Here is a 15572-nt window from a genome sequence, read left to right as displayed (position 1 = left end):
GGCTGAAGGTTTGGAAGGGATTCATCGTGGTCGGCCGCAAGGGCCCGAACAGGCTTCCGCCTCCACACCTTCAGTGGGATTTCGGTGCACGACCAGCGCGACGCGCAGGGCTTCGTCACTGTACACGCTGACTGCTCCCGGGCGCCCCGGCCCATGGCAAGTAGCGGAAACGGGAAAGCGCCCGCCCAAGGGGGCGGGGCGGGCGCGGTTCCGTATGGGTTTTCTGGATCAAACGAAGGTGAAGTCGGACGCGGTCAGGCCCAGGTCTGCCACGGTGACCACACCGCCCAGGTGGGCGAACTCGTGCGCGCTGCCGTCGGCGGTGACATAGGCCAGAGTTGCGAGTTTGTCGGTGTAGCTGCTTTGGTAGACAATGATGTCGCCGGCGTGCTCGCCGGAGATCGCACTCGCCGCCTCATTAGCAGAGTTGAAAGATTCGCCAGTGATCACCACGACGTGTTCGCCGTTCGCACCCGAGGCCGCACCGCTGTAGAAGCTGCTCACCGGGTAGCCGGACTGTATGCTGGCGTTGTTGACGAAGTTCGCGCCAAAACCATCGTTGTAGAGGCCCACCGCATCGAAGGCGAACTTGTCCTCCGCCGGGTTGAAATCGGTGATAGTGGTAATGTCCGACGTCGACCCGACAACCCCAGGCACCGGATTGTGGAACTGGAACACGAACGTGTCACTGTCGCTGCCCCCGGTCAACGTGTCCTGGCCGTCACCCACGTAGAGGACATCCTGGCCGGGTCCGCCGCTGAGCCTGTCATTGTCCTCACCGGAGACGCGCGCGTTGAAGCGGCCGTTGTCGCCGGAGAGATCGTCCCAGCCATCTCCGCCGAAGATGCGGTCGTTACCCTTGCCGCCGATGGCTCGGTCACTGCCCGCGCCACCCGAGATCTCGTCGTTGCCGCCACGACCGTCAAGCCAGTCACCGCCCTGGTAACCCTCGATCCAGTCAACACCCTCGGTGCCGAGGAGTGTTTCGGAACCCGGGCCACCTTCGATAATCTTTGCCATTGAAAATACTCCTAATGATGCCCCTGCCTGAGTCGTTCATATTCGTCATCGGACAATTGGAGAAATCGATTGCTTGGATAGGCATACATTTACGAAATGGATGCATTCTCGTTCACTTCGCCCTTCTGCTGAGCAGTTGCGGGCTCGCAGGCGGCGGGGACACGCCCCAGGCAATCGGCCCGAACATTCACACTCAAAGAACGGTCCAGGAAAACTTGGCAACCGGTCGTCCTGGTTGGGCCGCCCTCGGAAGAACGGGCATGGGGCTGTGTTGCCGAGTCGCGCCGGCACTGCCCATTGCGAGCAATGGAACGTTAGGGAGCGCGTTCGCGCGAGCCGAGATCGGAACTGACAGGCGCACCAGGTAGTACGAAATGCCGGGTTCACCAGGATTTCTCCGACCACCCCGCCAGTCGGGTGCTGTATCTTCTCACTAGGAAACGACGACAAAGTGTCCGGACGCTACAACCGCACCGGAGAGATTCGTGAAGGTCGCCCAGGCTCCGGCTCCTCCCACAAAGATCACGCTCGCCAGAAAGNACAACCGCACCGGAGAGATTCGTGAAGGTCGCCCAGGCTCCGGCTCCTCCCACAAAGATCACGCTCGCCAGAAAGCCCGCCACCAGGTGGCGGCGAATGGAGCTTGAAACGTCATTGTTCTGATCAATGCCGGACACCGGTATCCTCCATGTCAGCGCGCTCTGCCACGTTATCCTGTGTAGACTCGATGGCCTTCAGGACTTTGGAAGGCGCACCGAATGATCGCTGCCGTCCACCTTCCATCACCAACACCAAATCCACGGCGCGGATGACGCTCGGCTGATGGCAGACAACAACCGCAATGCCCTTGCGCTCGCGCACGGAGGCGATCGCCTTAGCGACTGCAGCTTCGCCTTCCGCGTCGAGATGGATATTGGGTTCATCCAGCACAACAAGGAAAGGGTCTCGATAAAGGGCACGGGCAAGACCGATAAGCTGGCGCTGCCCGGCGGAAAGTGCCGATCCGACCTCACCAATCGGAGTTTCGTATCCGTGCTCAAATCGGAGGATCAGTTCGTGCGTGCCCGCTGCTTTCGCCGCGGCGACAATAGCCTCAGGGTCAGGATCATCTTCAAAACGAGCGATGTTTTCGGCAATGGTGCCATCGAACAGTTCAACACCTTGTGGCAGATAGCCGATGTGACGGCCTAGTGCTTCCCGGTCCCATTGATCGAGGCTTGCGCTGTCGATGCGAACCTTCCCGGCGACCGGCGTCCATNAATCGGAGGATCAGTTCGTGCGTGCCCGCTGCTTTCGCCGCGGCGACAATAGCCTCAGGGTCAGGATCATGTTCAAAACGAGCAATGTTTTCGGCAATGGTGCCGTCGAACAGTTCAACACCTTGCGGCAGATAGCCGATATGGCGGCCTAGTGCTTCCCGGTCCCATTGATCGAGGCTTGCGCTGTCGATGCGAACCTTCCCGGCGACCGGCGTCCATGCGCCGACGATGGCGCGCGAGAGTGTCGACTTGCCCGAGCCCGACGGGCCGATGACCCCGAGTGCGCTTCCCGCCTGAATGGCAAACGCAATGCCGGTCACGGTCGGCTTGCTTTCACCGGGCGGAACGATTGTCACGCTTTCGAGGCGCAGTTCGCGTTCAGGTGCAGGCATANCGGTCGGCTTGCTTTCACCGGGCGGAACGATTGTCACGCTTTCGAGGCGCAGTTCGCGTTCAGGTGCAGGCATTAGCATAACAGGAGCGGTTTCAGGAACCTTTTCCAAGAGGTCCTCCAGCCGCGCCCAACCCTGGCGCGCCATGAGGAAGGGTTTCCAGCTTGAAATGGCGAGGTCGACCGGAGCCAGCGCACGCCCCATCATGATCGAACTGGCAATCATGACCCCGGCCGTAGCCTCCTGCCTGACGACAAGGTACGCACCGACGGCAAGAATGGCCGATTGCAGCAGCACGCGCAGCGACTTTGAAATGGCACCCAGCCCACCTGCCACGTCCCCAGCTTTCCGGTTGGCGGCCAGACACTTGGCATTGGCCTTTTGCCATCGGGCAGCGATCCGCTTTCCAAGACCGAGAGCTTGCACGACCTCGGCATTGCAACGCGCTGCTTGCAGCAGACCATTGCGTGCCATGTTGTGGGCAACGGTATCGCTTATCGGCCCTNCGGTCGGCTTGCTTTCACCGGGCGGAACGATTGTCACGCTTTCGAGGCGCAGTTCGCGTTCAGGTGCAGGCATAGGCACAACAGGAGCGGTTTCAGGAACCTTTTCCAAGAGGTCCTCCAGCCGCGCCCAACTCTGGCGCGCAATGAGGAAGGGTTTCCAGCTTGAAATGGCCAGATCGACCGGAGCCAGCGCACGCCCCATCATGATCGAACTGACAATCATGACCCCGGCCGTAGCCTCCTGCCTGACGACAAGGTACGCACCTACGGTAAGAATGGCCGATTGCACCTGCAGGCGCAAGTCGGCATTGCAACGCGCTGCTTGCAGCAGACCATTGCGTGCCATGTTGTGGGCAACGGTATCGCTTATCGGCCCTTGCGAGAGAGTGTTGGCAAGGAGTGTCAGAGATGTGAGACCGACCGCCCCGATAAGTGCCGTCATGCCGATCCAGAAATGAAGGAGGAAGCAAATGCCAAGATAAAACAGCATCCATGGCAGATCGAAGAACGCTGTCGGACCGTTTCCACCTAAGAAGCCGCGAACATTGTCGAGATCGCGAAGCGGCTGCAAGCCGTCGCCCGGCATGCGCGTTGAAAGCGGAAGGCGAACGATCGCATCGTGAACGCGTCCGGAAAACTGTCCATCGAAACGCTCGCCAATCCGCAGCAGCACGCGGGCNCGTGTGCTCTTCCGATCTGTTGAAAGCGGAAGGCGAACGATCGCATCGTGAACGCGTCCGGAAAACTGTCCATCGAAACGCTCGCCAATCCGCAGCAGCACGCGGGCGCGCAAAATGTCGAGCAGGCATTGGAACGCATAAAGCCCCGCAGCAAGCACGACGAGCCCCACTAGCGTGGATACGCTGCCACTTGCCAGAACGCGGTCATAGACCTGAAGCATGAACAGCGGCGAGATGAGCGCAAGCACGTTGACCACGCCGCTGATCAACACAATGCCCCAAATCGCGGAAGTCAGAGGGAAGGGTCTCAAAGCTGAATCCTTTAAGGAATGGTTGTCACGTAAGTCTCCGGAGGCTGGCGACCCAGCTCCCTATATTGCTCCCCGACCGGCAACCGACTGCATCCGCTCGCTGGTTCAGGATCAGTGCTCCCGCCGAATATGTTTGGTCCCGGCATTTAATGGAGCGCGTCAACAACACCGTCCGGCTGAAGGTTTGGAAGGGATTCATCGTGGTCGGCCGCAAGGGCCCGAACAGGCTTCCGCCTCCACACCTTCAGNGGCTGAAGGTTTGGAAGGGATTCATCGTGGTCGGCCGCAAGGGCCCGAACAGGCTTCCGCCTCCACACCTTCAGGCGCGTTCATATTCGTCATCGGACAATTGCAGAAATCGATTGCTTGGATAGGCACACATTTACGAAATGGATTCACTCTCGTTCGCTTCGCCCTTCTGCTGAGCAGTTGCGGGGTCGCAGGCGGCGGGGCATCGCCATCCATGCCTCCTCTCATAGTCGAGGGGGGGGCATTTTCTCAATTTGGGGACAACTGAGACGTCCGGTGCTCTTAGGCAGAGGAATCATACGAGATCCCTCCTGCAACATCATTTCCCGCATCCACAGGCTTGCCGGATCACTATTGTGGAGCGCAGGCCATTGAACGGCCTCCGTGAATGCGGGAGGAAGTGGCGGCGGAAGTTTGACAATCCGCAGGGGTGTTGTTTTTGCGAAATGCTGCGCCAGCCGTAAGGGCATGGTCCCGATGCGGCTGGTGCCTGATACAACGGGCGGGATCAGGCTAAAGCCGTGTACGACAACTTCGATGCGTCTCTCGAAACCGTGCTCGAGCAAATACCATTCCTCCATGGAGAGCTGCCGGGTGTCCCCGAATTTGAACACAACCTGCCCCATCGATAAGTATCGCTCCAATGTAAGTGGCTCTGACAGCTGCTTGTTCGTGCCGCAGCCTACGCACACGAGCATATCTTCGAACAGGGCTGCGCGAGGATGTTTCGACATGAATACTTCCGGCATAATTAGAAAATCAACGTCCCCGCGCCGGAGAAGCTCCTCGGGGTCGTCGGAAATAGGGAGACATTCAAAGCGGACGGCGGGAGCTTCCCGCGCAGCACGTTCTACGATCTTCTTAAAAAATACGAGCGTGATGTAATCGGAAAGGATAATCCGGAAGCGACGATCCGATTGGGCTGGGTTGAAGGCGTCCCAGGAAATAATCGATAGCTGGATGTGCAGCAATGCCTCCCTGACTGCTGGGGCGAGCCCCTCAGCGCGAGGTGTCAAAATGAGCTCGCGGCCGCTCATCGTAAATAGCTCATCGCTGAAATAGGCGCGTAACCGAGCAACGGCGGCGCTCATTGCCGGCTGGCTCAGGTTAATACTGCGGGCCGCCGCGGTGACTTTACGTTCCCTGACCAGAGCGTCCAACACGACGAGGAGATTCAGATCGAGTCCCTTAAAACGCATGTCTTGATCTAGGCGGCGTGTGAATGGGTTGCGACCAAACATTCAATTCGAATGGTGAGTAGCGTCAACGCATCAGCCTTCGACGAAAAAGAGCAATCGAAAAGAAGAAGGGCAAAACTGTGTATATGCAAAGCGCGCCGATATGCAGGCCCATTTTGTCAATCGGACGGCCAAGCATCGCTGGACGAATTAGGTCGATTGCATGTGCGAGCGGTAATAAGGAGGCAGCATACTGAAAAGCGCCGGGCAATTGGTTGACCGGAAACATCGCGCCGCAAAGGAACAGCATGGGTGTAATAACAAGCGTATTATAAAATATGAAATATTCATAACTGGGCGCAAGCGCCGTGACGACCATCGCTAGACTCGCGAAGGCGAGGCCATTGAGAGCGATGACTGGCAGCAAGCAGAGGATGGATGGCCACGATGCGTAGCCGAGCGTGGTAGCAACAATAGTGATTGCTGTGCCCGCCATGAGGGCCTTCGTGGCTGCCCACGCCAATTCGCCGAGTAAGATATCGCCGAGCGTCAGCTGAGTGCATAGCATTCCTTCCCAGGTGCGCTGGTCGCCCATGCGGCCGAAACTCCCGTAGACCGTTTCAGCGGTCGCCGATGCCATCACGCTTGTGGCAACCATGCCAGCCGCGAGAAACGCAATGTACGAAGTGCCCTCAACAGGACCTATCATTGTTCCGATGCCAAAGCCGAGACCGAACAGATAGATCATCGGATCGGCGAGGTTGCCGAGAACCGATGCAAGCCCGATTTTCTTCCATCCAAGATAGTTGCGGCGCCAAACCGCGACCCAATTCCACGCATTGGCGGGCATGCCCGCCGCATAACGTTCGCCCATTGTTCAGTCCTCCATCTCGCGCCCGGTTAACCGCAAAAACACATCCTCGAGATTGGGGGGACGCTGCAGAAGGCGTAGACCCGTGCGCCCGCGTAGCTGCGCCAGCACCTGCTCCGGATCGGGTGCATAGCAAAAAAGCGTCTCACCGCTCACCTCGATGCGCTGTGCGTACGGCCGGATCAGCGCACCTAGTTCATGCGGATTGCCGCCGTAGACCTCCACCACGTCACAGCCGATCTGCTCGTCAATGAGTTCGGACGGGCGACCTTCGGCGATCTTGCGCCCCTCCTCCATAACGCACAGCCGATCGCACAGCCGCTCGGCCTCTTCCATGAAATGGGTAGTCAAAAGAATAGTCTTGCCCCGCGCCAGCAGCGATCGCAGCCGATCCCAGATCAGGTGGCGGGCCTGCGGATCGAGGCCGGTGGTCGGCTCGTCCATCACCAGCAAGTGCGGGTCATTGATGAGCGCACGCGCGAGCGTCAGGCGCCGCTTCATGCCGCCGGACAGTTCGGCGACGCGCGCATCCGCTTTGTTCTCGAGGCGGGCGAACTCAAGCAGCGATGGTATGACCGCATCGATCTGGCGTCTGCTCATCCGGAAGTAGCGCCCGAACACCAACAGGTTCTCGCGTACAGTGAACGCGGCATCAAGATTGTCGAACTGCGGGACCACGCCGATGCGCATACGTGCCAAACGCGCGCGCGCCGGCACTGGAGCGCCGAGCACAGTAATCTTCCCCGCATCAGGCGATGTCATGCCGAGGACCATACGCGCAATCGTGCTTTTGCCCGCGCCGTTCGGTCCCAAGAGCCCGAAGCATTCCCCCGCCGCAACGCGGAACGACAGCCTGTCGACAACGAGCTTGTCATAAGTTTTGCTTACGTCAGTAAGGTCGATCGCTATCATGGACATGGGTTCATTTTACCGAGAGGGACGACAAAACTGGCGGTCGCTTGGTTCCCTGCCGATCTGAAACTGTGACTCGTCTTCGCCATCCCCGCCGTCGATAACGAACTGATCGACATCACAAGGATCTAGCCGCTGCTCCGCTAAAGCGGCGACAATTGCGTCGAGATTATCGATGGATTGGTAACGCGGATCGTTGTGCCGCTTTTCCTGGTCATCGCAGAAGACGAGCCGTCCATCCTGGACCAGGGCGATCGCCCCATCATGGGTCAGCTTGGTACCACAGATGCGCATAGTGTCTCCACGTTAACGGCGATAGATTCGAGATTCATCAGGAAGCGGAAATCGGGTTCCGGAAACGGACGAGCAAGCAGTCTTCGTTGACCGACTCGCCCCGACACTCAAGCCGCTCTACCTCGATCAACGTTTCGTTCAGCATGGCGATGACCGGCTCAGCACCAGCGGCGTGACCCCAGCGACGGCAATTAGCATCCCTTGCCGATCCGAAGATCAGATGCCCGCCTGGCGCAAGCACCCGCACCAGGTTTTTGACGGCCGCGCGCATCTCGGCTATGTCTCCGAGGTAGTAGAGGACCTCCGCCACAACGATCACGTCAAACAACTCGTCGGTCGAAAACTGTTGAACATCGCAGACTATCCAGTTGATGCGCGACGGCTCCTTTATCCGTTGACGTGCTCGAGCAATCGCTTGCGCCACGACATCGATGACGGTGAGCCCTTGGCAGTAGGGGGCTAGTTTTTCCGTGAATGCGCCGGCAGCGCACCCGACTTCGAGGGCATTTGTAATGGAGCCTTGGGCAAGCGCCAGCTGGAGCATTTGCGTGTGGCGCTTCCGCTCGAATGGATTGCCGTCGAGGCCCCACGGATCGTCGGCGGCCAATTCCCGATCAAGCAACTGATGATTCACGTTCTGGGTCAAACTCGTGCACCTTTCGTCCATTAGGTATTTGCGATCAATCGTCGCCGCAAATGTTGTCCGACAGGACTAATTCCGAAGAATCCCGCGCAAGACTGAGCCTGCGAAGCGGAGCCGAATGGGGCGAGAGTTCTGCCCTGCTGGAACCAGTGATCGGAGCTTGGGTGGGGGCCTGTTTTCCCCCAGTGTTCGATGTAGCGACAGCAGAGCTTCGCGACAGCCAATCGCTATTGCTCAAGGTACACAGCGCGTAGGCCTTCAACGGAAGCAAGAGAAAGACGTTGATGAACGTGTGCAGCGAAAAGCCAAGAAATCGAAATTGTCGAGCACGAAATGCTACCACGCTGCATCGGAGCATGGTCATGGACACAATCATCAGTCCTGTCCACCAAGGCACAGTGCCTGTCAGTGCGAAATGTGCGAGGCCCGTTAATACCGATAGGGCGAGGAGTAGCGCGCCGAGATTCTGTCCGACCACGTCCAACGTGAGATAGCTATTTAGGCTAGGCAGCAAGCGCAGCCCAAGCAGTGTGTCCCGGAATGTGCTTCGTGCCCAACGGAGTTGTTGGCGCAGATACGGTCCGAGTCTGTTCGGAACGACTGTGGCCGCGATGGCGCTCGGAACGTATTCGGTTCGAAAGCCTGCTTTCAGCATCAGGATAGTGAGATGGCGATCCTCACCGAAGTCGCTTGGCTTGCCCCGAAAAAATTGCGACTCGTACTGGTCCAGTAACAAAAGGAGCGCAGACCGGCGGTACATGGCACATGGGCCGCAACAGCACATAACGGCACCGAAGCGAGCCTGTGCCGCGCGCTCCTCGTTGCAAGCCAGCCAGTACTCCATGTCTATCAGCCTGGTCAGCCAGCTCTCGGTTCGGTTACTGGCCGTCAACTGACCCATGACTGCGCCGACCGCTGAATCTCGCATCTTCGGTACAAGCTTCGAAATGACGTCGGGCGCGAGTACCGTGTCTGAATCAACGTTAAGCACCAGATCCCCTGATGAGCGTCGTATCGCGGCGATCTGCGCCTTGCGCTTTCCAACATTCTCGGGAAGCAAAATGATGTCGAACCTGGGGTCGCGCGCGTAGTCTTCGTGGACAGTTCCTAAGGCTTCGCGATTTCCAGAACCGTCATCAACCAAATAGACCCGAAGTCTTCCGGCGTATTCTTGGTCTGCAATGGAAGCCAGGCACTCTGAAAGCGTGCGCGGATCCTCGTTGAAGCAGGGGACGATGACATCGACGCTGGGCAGTTTGTCGGAGCCGGCGAGAACCTCCAACGCCGACGAATCCTTTGTCGGCATAGCATAAAGCCCTTGCATGCTCTTATAGGCAGTCGAGAGCAGTGCATAAAGCGAAATGGCCACAGTGCTGGTTGTACCAAGAAGAGTCATGGGATCTCGTTGTTCAGTGATGTTGAGGAAGTGAGCGGATTACAAATCCGCGCTCACGCAGTGCTGGAATCAGCCGGGACAGCGCCGTGACCGTCTGGTCGCGCATGCCGGCGTGAGCGCCCTGGCTCAACTCGCCGGGAGGGCATCCGTCGTGCAAGAGTACAATTGCGCCCGGCCGGACGGAGGCGAGCACTTTATCGATAATCGCCTCGACTCCAGGGCGAGACCAATCTCGAGGGTCGACGGACCAATGAAGGGCCGCCAGCCCGGCGATCTGTGATGCTGTGCAGACTTCTTCGCTCCAGGCGCCGTAGGGCGCGCGAACAAAGCGGACCGAGGCCTGCGGGCACGCTCTCATGATGGCGTCGTTCGCTTCAAAGACCTCACGTTGCACTTCGCCGAAACCGCATTGGTACAGATCCGGATGAGACATCGTGTGGTTGCCTACCTCGTGCCCTTCTGCGATCATCCGTTGGATTAGATATGGGTGCTCTAAGGCGTAGGCGCCGATGACGAAGAAAGTCGCCGGCACCCGCTGCTCTGCCAGCACGTCGAGAATCTCCGGTGTGAAAAGTGGATTGGGACCGTCGTCAAACGTCAGATAAACGCTTCGACGGCCGGTGCCGTCAGAGCACTCACGGCGCACTTCGTACAAGCAATCGGACCGGCTCATAGCTCTGGTCCGTTCCGATCTATCATCGTGCCCGTGGGCCATTCGCTGATCGGCCGTCCAACTGGCAGAACAATTGTGAGTGCGTCATCGATGCGTGTGGGCGGCAGGTCGAGGCGGGCCTCTGGTCGGGTGGAGCGCACGCGAATTCCCGACAAAACGGCCATAGGGCTGTATCGCCGTCCGAACCTCTCAACATGATTCCGCATCGCGTCCCTGACCGTTCCGAAAGCGAATGGAACGCCAAGCTCCTGCAGTATTGGAAGCATGACATGGATTGAATGGGCGATTCCCAGACCCTCAAGGTCCGGACGTACCCCGTACAGGCCCAGTTCAGCCACCAACAGGTCGACCGCGTCGACCTTGATGAAACGGCGCAGTATGCCCATGTGAGCCGCTACACCGCTTGAATCATAGGCGATTACGCGGAGTTCAGGCCTGGCTCCGGCCCAGCTTCGACTACCTTCGAACGGTTCTGCGTTGGACGCCCCAGTCGGCCCGTACGTATCACGAAAGAACTCGGCGAGCTTAACGTGATCGGAGAGCTGCAACTCGTTTTCCCAGCACAACTTCCACTGCACCTGATGGCGCATTCAGGACCTCTCTTCATATTGGTTTTTGTGGCCGCATTACTCGACCAAAGCGGCGTTGGTGGCTGCACTCAGCCGTTGTCGTTGGCGAAGGTGAGCCAGACGCTCTCTCGAGTTCCGGCCCGTGTCGTCGATTTGAGCTTGACGTCGCTCACTTTCCGTTCCTCTAATGCATGGCTCGTAAATTCGTAAAATTGATTGTTTGAATGATACGCATCCACACGTTGGATAGAACATGACATGCGTTTTAAAGGGCTGGATCTAAATCTCCTCGTTGTGCTGGACGCTCTGATGAGGGAGCGTAAAGTCACTGCCGCGGCTCGCAGTATCAACCTGAGCCAGCCGGCCATGAGCGCCGCCGTTGCTCGGCTACGCGCCTATTTCAACGATGAGCTATTTACGATGAACGGCCGCGAGCTCATTTTGACGCCGCGCGCCGACGGGCTCGCCCCAGCAGTCCGGGACGCATTGCTGCACATCCAGCTATCGATTATTTCCCCCGACGCCTTCAACCCGGCCCAATCGGATCGTCTCTTCCGAATCATGCTTTCCGATTACATCACGCTCGTATTTTTTAGGAAGATAGTAGAGCGCGCTGCGCGGGAAGCTCCCGCCGTTCGCTTTGAATGTCTGCCTATTTGCGACGACCCCGAGGAGCTTCTCCGGCGCGGCGACGTTGATTTTCTGATTATGCCGGAAGTGTTCATGTCGAAACATCCTCGGGCAGCCCTGTTCGAAGATAAGCTCGTAGGCGTAGGCTGCGGCACGAACAAGCAGCTGTCGGAGCCACTTACATTCGAGCGATACTTGTGCATGGGGCATGTTGTGCTCAAATTCAGGCACACCCGGCAGCCCACCATGGAGGAATGGTATTTGCTCGAGCACGGTTTCGAGAGACGTATCGAAGTTGTCGTACAGGGCTTTAGCCTGATCCCGCCCGTCCTGTCAGGCACCAGCCGCATCGGGACTATGCCCTTACGGCTGGCGCAGCATTTCGCAAAAACAACACCCCTGCGGATTGTCCAACTTCCGCCGCCACTTCCTCCTCCTGCATTCACGGAAGCCGTCCAATGGCCTGAGCTTCACAATAGTGATCCGGCAAGCGTGTGGATGCGGGAAATGATGTTGCAGGAGGCATCTCGCTTGGCGCCTTTGCCTGAAATTATTGAGCGTCTCGGGCACGCCGATCCGACCTTTCGTTTCTTGGTACCGACTGCCACCTCGAAATCGCGTGCGAAGTCCCGGAAGATGTTGAGCCCCACCTAATCACCGCCTGTAATACAGGCTGATCAGCATGTTCGACAAGCGCCGGCGCGGCGCGTGTAACCTACGTTCTGGGCTGATCTCAGGCGAGTTGCTCGTTGAGGATGTGTGGCAGAGTGATGCCAGCTGCCTTGATTGCCCGCTATGGCCGTAGGTGGTGACGACGCGAGCATTCTTTTCGATGGCGGCTTCTGGAGGCGGACGCGATCGCGTAGGAGCGGTCGCCCTTCGGGCGTCGGGCCTTTGGCCCGGCAGAGCGGCGCAGTTCCTTGCTAAGTGCGAGGGGCCGGAACGAGCAGAACACACGCCCGGGCTGCTACTGAATTGACTGCCGCCTCGATTTGCGTGCGAAGTCCCAGAAGATGGTTAGCCCGGTTAAATTCCTACCTTGCCGGCTGTGCCGCGGCTTTTCACGTGCAGCCAGGCGAGGAGATGGCGGTCGACGAGGTCGACCCCAAATGGACTGTGCTGGCCTCGCTCGGCTCTTGCCGTGCGGGATCATTGACCACACCCCCTGCACGAGAACGTGGGGCATGTTGGCAAGTGAAGCCGGTGGAGGTTGACGCTGCGGATCTAGGCAATCTACCTCGCGCTTCCGCCTTCATATATTTTCCGGCAGATGGATGTCGAACGGCAGAAATGTCTGTCCGGGTGTTTCAGCGGTGCCGGTCTCGATAGCCCGTGTCATCAGCGTTATCAGCTCCTGGCAAAGCCGGCGCATTGGCGTGGCGACCGCCATCGTGACGATGTTATCTGCAAGCGCTGCCCGAGACTCAGGTGTGATTTCATTCACGATCGCGACGAGATCCCGACTTTTGCCCTCTTCTCGGAGCGCGGAGATCGCGCCCTCCATGCCGCCGCCGGCGACATAGAAGCCGACGAGCTCGGGCTCCCGCTGCATGAGATCAAGCGTTGCCTCGTAGGTGATCTGCCGTTTCTCGAGGTTCATGACCGGATCCAGCACCTCGAACGTGGGCGCGTTCTCACGGCAATAGGAGCGAAAGCCGACGTCACGGAGCTCGTGCCCCTGGAAACGATGGCTGCCGACAAACACCGCCACTTTGCCGGGCCGTTTTGCGACCTTGGACACCATCCAAGCGGCCGTGCGCCCCACCTTGCGGTTGTTAAGGCCGATATACCCCTGTCGCACGCCGGCGGCGAAGTCGGAAAGCAGCGAGAAAACCGGAATGCCCTTGGCCTTGAGGTCCTCAACCGCTGCTGTGATTTTCGGGTGGTCCGGTGCCACCATCGCGATTGCATGGCAGCGTGCGCCCAACTCCTTGAGCGGCGCGATCAGGTCGCTCGGCATATGTGACGGGGCGAATTCGACGAGCGGAATGCCGTGGAAGGACTGGGCCAAATTGACCGATGCTTCGACCTCGCGCGCTAAATCTTGGTAGAAATGCTGGGCCGGTTTTCTCAAGATGAAGCCCAGACGGTAGTGCGGTAGGTCTCGCCGCAACCGCTGCTTGATTAGCCCGGCAGCATGATAGCCGATCGCCTGGGCGGCGTCGTGGACCCGCCGCGCGGTCTCCTCGCGCACCGGATGGCGGGCGTTCAGAACCCGATCGATCGTTGCTACGCTGACTCGGGCTTCGCGGGCGAGATCGGCAATTGTGGGGCGCTTGGTCATAGGTCCTATTCTGATTGGTTTTTGACGCGGGCCGGCTCTCTGTCCGCCTAGCGCGTTTCGGTTTCGGGTGGCAAAGTGAAGACGTCCCCATACGAATGGGCACAACGTGTTGGACGAACATCATTGCAGACGTAAACCGGCCGGGTATACTGAAAGGCTCATTCGCTTAAAGTGCGGTGACGATTTGCACTCACACATTTAGCGCTTCTGATACATGGTCCGTGAGGAGCCGTTTAGAGGCTGCGGGTCGGTCGTTCAGTTATGTGACCAGCTAAGCGACTTGACAGGTCGTGGGCCGCCCACCTTACTTGCAGGAGGGTAGCCGGTTTGATGCCTCGGTAAGCTGATGACCGCTGAAGGCAGCTTTCATCTGTGCTCGGTCCAACTCTCCTTCCCAGCGTGCGACGACGAGGGATGCCACTGCGTTGCCGACGCAATTCGTCAGCGCCCGGCATTCGGACATGAATCGGTCGATGCCGAGTATCAGTGCCATCCCAGCAACGGGAACACTCGGAACTACCGCGAGCGTAGCCGCCAGGGTGATGAAGCCCGCACCTGTCACACCTGCAGCGCCCTTGGAGGAAAGCATTGCTACGAGCAGCAGCAGCACCTGATCGCCGATGGACAGATCCGTGTTCGTCGCCTGTGCGATGAAGAGAGCCGCTAGCGTCATGTAAATATTCGTGCCGTCCAGATTGAACGAATATCCGGCCGGGATGACGAGACCCACAACCGAACGCCTGGCGCCCGCCTTCTCCATTTTCTCCATCAGCGACGGGAGCGCCGCCTCCGAGGAGGACGTTGCGAGGACAAGCAGCAGCTCTTCCTTGATGTAACGAATGAGAGAACAAATCGAAAAGCCGTTGTACCGGCAGACTGCGCCGAGAACCCCGAACACGAAGAGGAAGGCGGTGAAATAGAACGTCGCGACCAGCATCGCGAGGTTGACCACCGAACCGATGCCATATCTGCCGATGGTGAAGGCCATCGCGCCAAAAGCGCCGATCGGCGCGGCCTTCATCAGAATTCCGACGAGCTTGAAGACAGGCACAATGAGCGCCTGGAGGAAGGAAACGACAGGCTTGCCCGTCTCTCCGGCCATCGCAAGCGCCATGCCGAACAGAACCGAGAAGAACAGCACCTGCAGGATGTCGCCTTCCGCGAAGGCACCGACGATCGTTGGCGGGATGATGTTCATCAGGAAGCCGGTGACCGACTGCGCTTTGGCTTTTGCGGCATAGGTATTCACGGCCTGGACATCGAGCGAGGCCGGATCGATGTTCAGGCCGTCGCCAGGCTGGACGACATTGGCGACGATGAGGCCGACGATCAGCGCGAGCGTTGAGAAGGTGAGGAAATAAACCATTGCCTTGCCGGCGACCCGGCCGACCTTATGAAGATCGTTCATGCCAGCAATGCCGGTCGCAATTGTCAGGAAGATGACAGGCGCGATGATCATCTTGACCAGCTTGATGAAGGCATCACCCAGCGGCTTCAGGCTCTCGCCGGTCTCCGGATAAAAATAGCCAATTGCGACGCCGAGCGCGATGGCGGCAAGCACCTGGGCGTAGAGCTTGGTGTAGAAGGGTTTGCGGGGCGCGGGACTCGCGCCGCGGACTTGTGCAGCTGACACTGTTTCTCTCTCCCTGACCGGATCGAGGTGGCGTGACTTCTCCCGGGCTTCTCCCTATCGCGGCGCTCCGGT

11 protein-coding genes and 5 pseudogenes are annotated in these 15572 nt (G+C 58.8%); 1 reads left to right on the top strand and 15 read right to left on the bottom strand.

Annotation, left to right across the window (positions count from 1 at the left end):
- Positions 1 to 228: 228 nt before the first annotated feature.
- The 13 genes and pseudogenes from X728_RS141410 to X728_RS141465 form a co-directional block, all read right to left on the bottom strand.
- On the bottom strand, positions 229 to 1020 hold the full coding sequence (locus X728_RS141410) for a hypothetical protein (RefSeq protein ID WP_023832747.1): 792 nt from the start codon (positions 1018 to 1020) through the stop codon (positions 229 to 231).
- Between the two features lie 381 nt (positions 1021 to 1401).
- Positions 1402 to 1697: pseudogene (locus tag X728_RS1000000172300) on the bottom strand (hypothetical protein); the annotation flags it as partial.
- Positions 1684 to 2265 (bottom strand): annotated as a pseudogene (locus tag X728_RS1000000169490) (ATP-binding cassette domain-containing protein); the annotation flags it as partial. The pseudogenes X728_RS1000000172300 and X728_RS1000000169490, both read right to left, overlap by 14 nt.
- Before the next feature lie 16 nt (positions 2266 to 2281).
- A pseudogene (locus X728_RS1000000171810) lies at positions 2282 to 3859 on the bottom strand (ATP-binding cassette domain-containing protein); the annotation flags it as partial.
- A 15-nt stretch (positions 3860 to 3874) separates the two neighbouring features.
- Positions 3875 to 4078, bottom strand: a pseudogene (locus tag X728_RS1000000172295) (type I secretion system permease/ATPase); the annotation flags it as partial.
- Positions 4079 to 4641: 563 nt separating this feature from the next.
- Entirely contained in the window at positions 4642 to 5616 is a 975-nt protein-coding gene (locus X728_RS141430; protein ID WP_023703124.1) for a LysR family transcriptional regulator, read from the bottom strand.
- 64 nt (positions 5617 to 5680) lie between these two features.
- Entirely contained in the window at positions 5681 to 6469 is a 789-nt protein-coding gene (locus X728_RS141435; protein WP_023687364.1) for an ABC transporter permease, read from the bottom strand.
- A gap of 3 nt (positions 6470 to 6472) precedes the next feature.
- Positions 6473 to 7384 carry a nodulation factor ABC transporter ATP-binding protein NodI gene (gene nodI, locus X728_RS141440; RefSeq protein WP_023685034.1) on the bottom strand — a complete coding sequence of 304 codons (912 nt, stop codon included), beginning with the start codon at positions 7382 to 7384 and terminating at the stop codon, positions 6473 to 6475.
- 54 nt (positions 7385 to 7438) lie between these two features.
- Positions 7439 to 7672 (bottom strand): annotated as a pseudogene (locus X728_RS141445) (carbamoyltransferase N-terminal domain-containing protein); the annotation flags it as partial.
- A gap of 37 nt (positions 7673 to 7709) precedes the next feature.
- Positions 7710 to 8339, bottom strand: a complete 630-nt coding sequence (gene nodS, locus X728_RS141450) for a nodulation methyltransferase NodS (protein WP_023685032.1) — start codon at positions 8337 to 8339, stop codon at positions 7710 to 7712.
- A 13-nt stretch (positions 8340 to 8352) separates the two neighbouring features.
- On the bottom strand, positions 8353 to 9711 hold the full coding sequence (gene nodC / locus X728_RS141455) for a chitooligosaccharide synthase NodC (RefSeq protein ID WP_023687361.1): 1359 nt from the start codon (positions 9709 to 9711) through the stop codon (positions 8353 to 8355).
- Positions 9712 to 9724: 13 nt separating this feature from the next.
- The gene (nodB, locus tag X728_RS141460; protein WP_023672235.1) at positions 9725 to 10384 is read right to left on the bottom strand and encodes a chitooligosaccharide deacetylase NodB; all 660 of its coding nucleotides are present in this window, start codon (positions 10382 to 10384) and stop codon (positions 9725 to 9727) included.
- The gene (locus X728_RS141465) at positions 10381 to 10974 is read right to left on the bottom strand and encodes a NodA family N-acyltransferase (RefSeq protein ID WP_023685029.1); all 594 of its coding nucleotides are present in this window, start codon (positions 10972 to 10974) and stop codon (positions 10381 to 10383) included. The genes nodB and X728_RS141465 overlap by 4 nt, the downstream gene beginning before the upstream one ends.
- Positions 10975 to 11211: 237 nt before the next feature.
- On the opposite strand from X728_RS141465, the gene X728_RS141470 reads away from it, so the two are divergent.
- On the top strand, positions 11212 to 12237 hold the full coding sequence (locus tag X728_RS141470) for a LysR family transcriptional regulator (RefSeq protein WP_023698291.1): 1026 nt from the start codon (positions 11212 to 11214) through the stop codon (positions 12235 to 12237).
- Positions 12238 to 12835: 598 nt separating this feature from the next.
- On the opposite strand, the gene X728_RS141475 is transcribed toward X728_RS141470, so the two are convergent.
- Complete coding sequence (locus X728_RS141475) at positions 12836 to 13867, bottom strand: LacI family DNA-binding transcriptional regulator (protein ID WP_023703127.1); 1032 nt, start codon at positions 13865 to 13867, stop codon at positions 12836 to 12838.
- 304 nt (positions 13868 to 14171) lie between these two features.
- The gene (locus tag X728_RS141480; protein WP_023706359.1) at positions 14172 to 15500 is read right to left on the bottom strand and encodes a dicarboxylate/amino acid:cation symporter; all 1329 of its coding nucleotides are present in this window, start codon (positions 15498 to 15500) and stop codon (positions 14172 to 14174) included.
- Positions 15501 to 15572 lie beyond the last annotated feature (72 nt).

Source organism: Mesorhizobium sp. L103C119B0, assembly GCF_000502235.1.
In the GTDB taxonomy this organism is placed as follows: Bacteria; Pseudomonadota; Alphaproteobacteria; order Rhizobiales; family Rhizobiaceae; genus Mesorhizobium.
Note: the sequence above shows the minus strand (reverse complement) of the source record. Positions and strands in the feature narration are given on the sequence as shown.

Coding starts and splice junctions, on each gene's coding strand:
- X728_RS141410 (WP_023832747.1), bottom strand. CDS start 1,020: ATGGCAAAGATTATCGAAGGTGGCCCGGGTTCCGAAACACTCCTCGGC.
- X728_RS141430 (WP_023703124.1), bottom strand. CDS start 5,616: ATGCGTTTTAAGGGACTCGATCTGAATCTCCTCGTCGTGTTGGACGCT.
- X728_RS141435 (WP_023687364.1), bottom strand. CDS start 6,469: ATGGGCGAACGTTATGCGGCGGGCATGCCCGCCAATGCGTGGAATTGG.
- nodI (WP_023685034.1), bottom strand. CDS start 7,384: ATGTCCATGATAGCGATCGACCTTACTGACGTAAGCAAAACTTATGAC.
- nodS (WP_023685032.1), bottom strand. CDS start 8,339: ATGGACGAAAGGTGCACGAGTTTGACCCAGAACGTGAATCATCAGTTG.
- nodC (WP_023687361.1), bottom strand. CDS start 9,711: ATGACTCTTCTTGGTACAACCAGCACTGTGGCCATTTCGCTTTATGCA.
- nodB (WP_023672235.1), bottom strand. CDS start 10,384: ATGAGCCGGTCCGATTGCTTGTACGAAGTGCGCCGTGAGTGCTCTGAC.
- X728_RS141465 (WP_023685029.1), bottom strand. CDS start 10,974: ATGCGCCATCAGGTGCAGTGGAAGTTGTGCTGGGAAAACGAGTTGCAG.
- X728_RS141470 (WP_023698291.1), top strand. CDS start 11,212: ATGCGTTTTAAAGGGCTGGATCTAAATCTCCTCGTTGTGCTGGACGCT.
- X728_RS141475 (WP_023703127.1), bottom strand. CDS start 13,867: ATGACCAAGCGCCCCACAATTGCCGATCTCGCCCGCGAAGCCCGAGTC.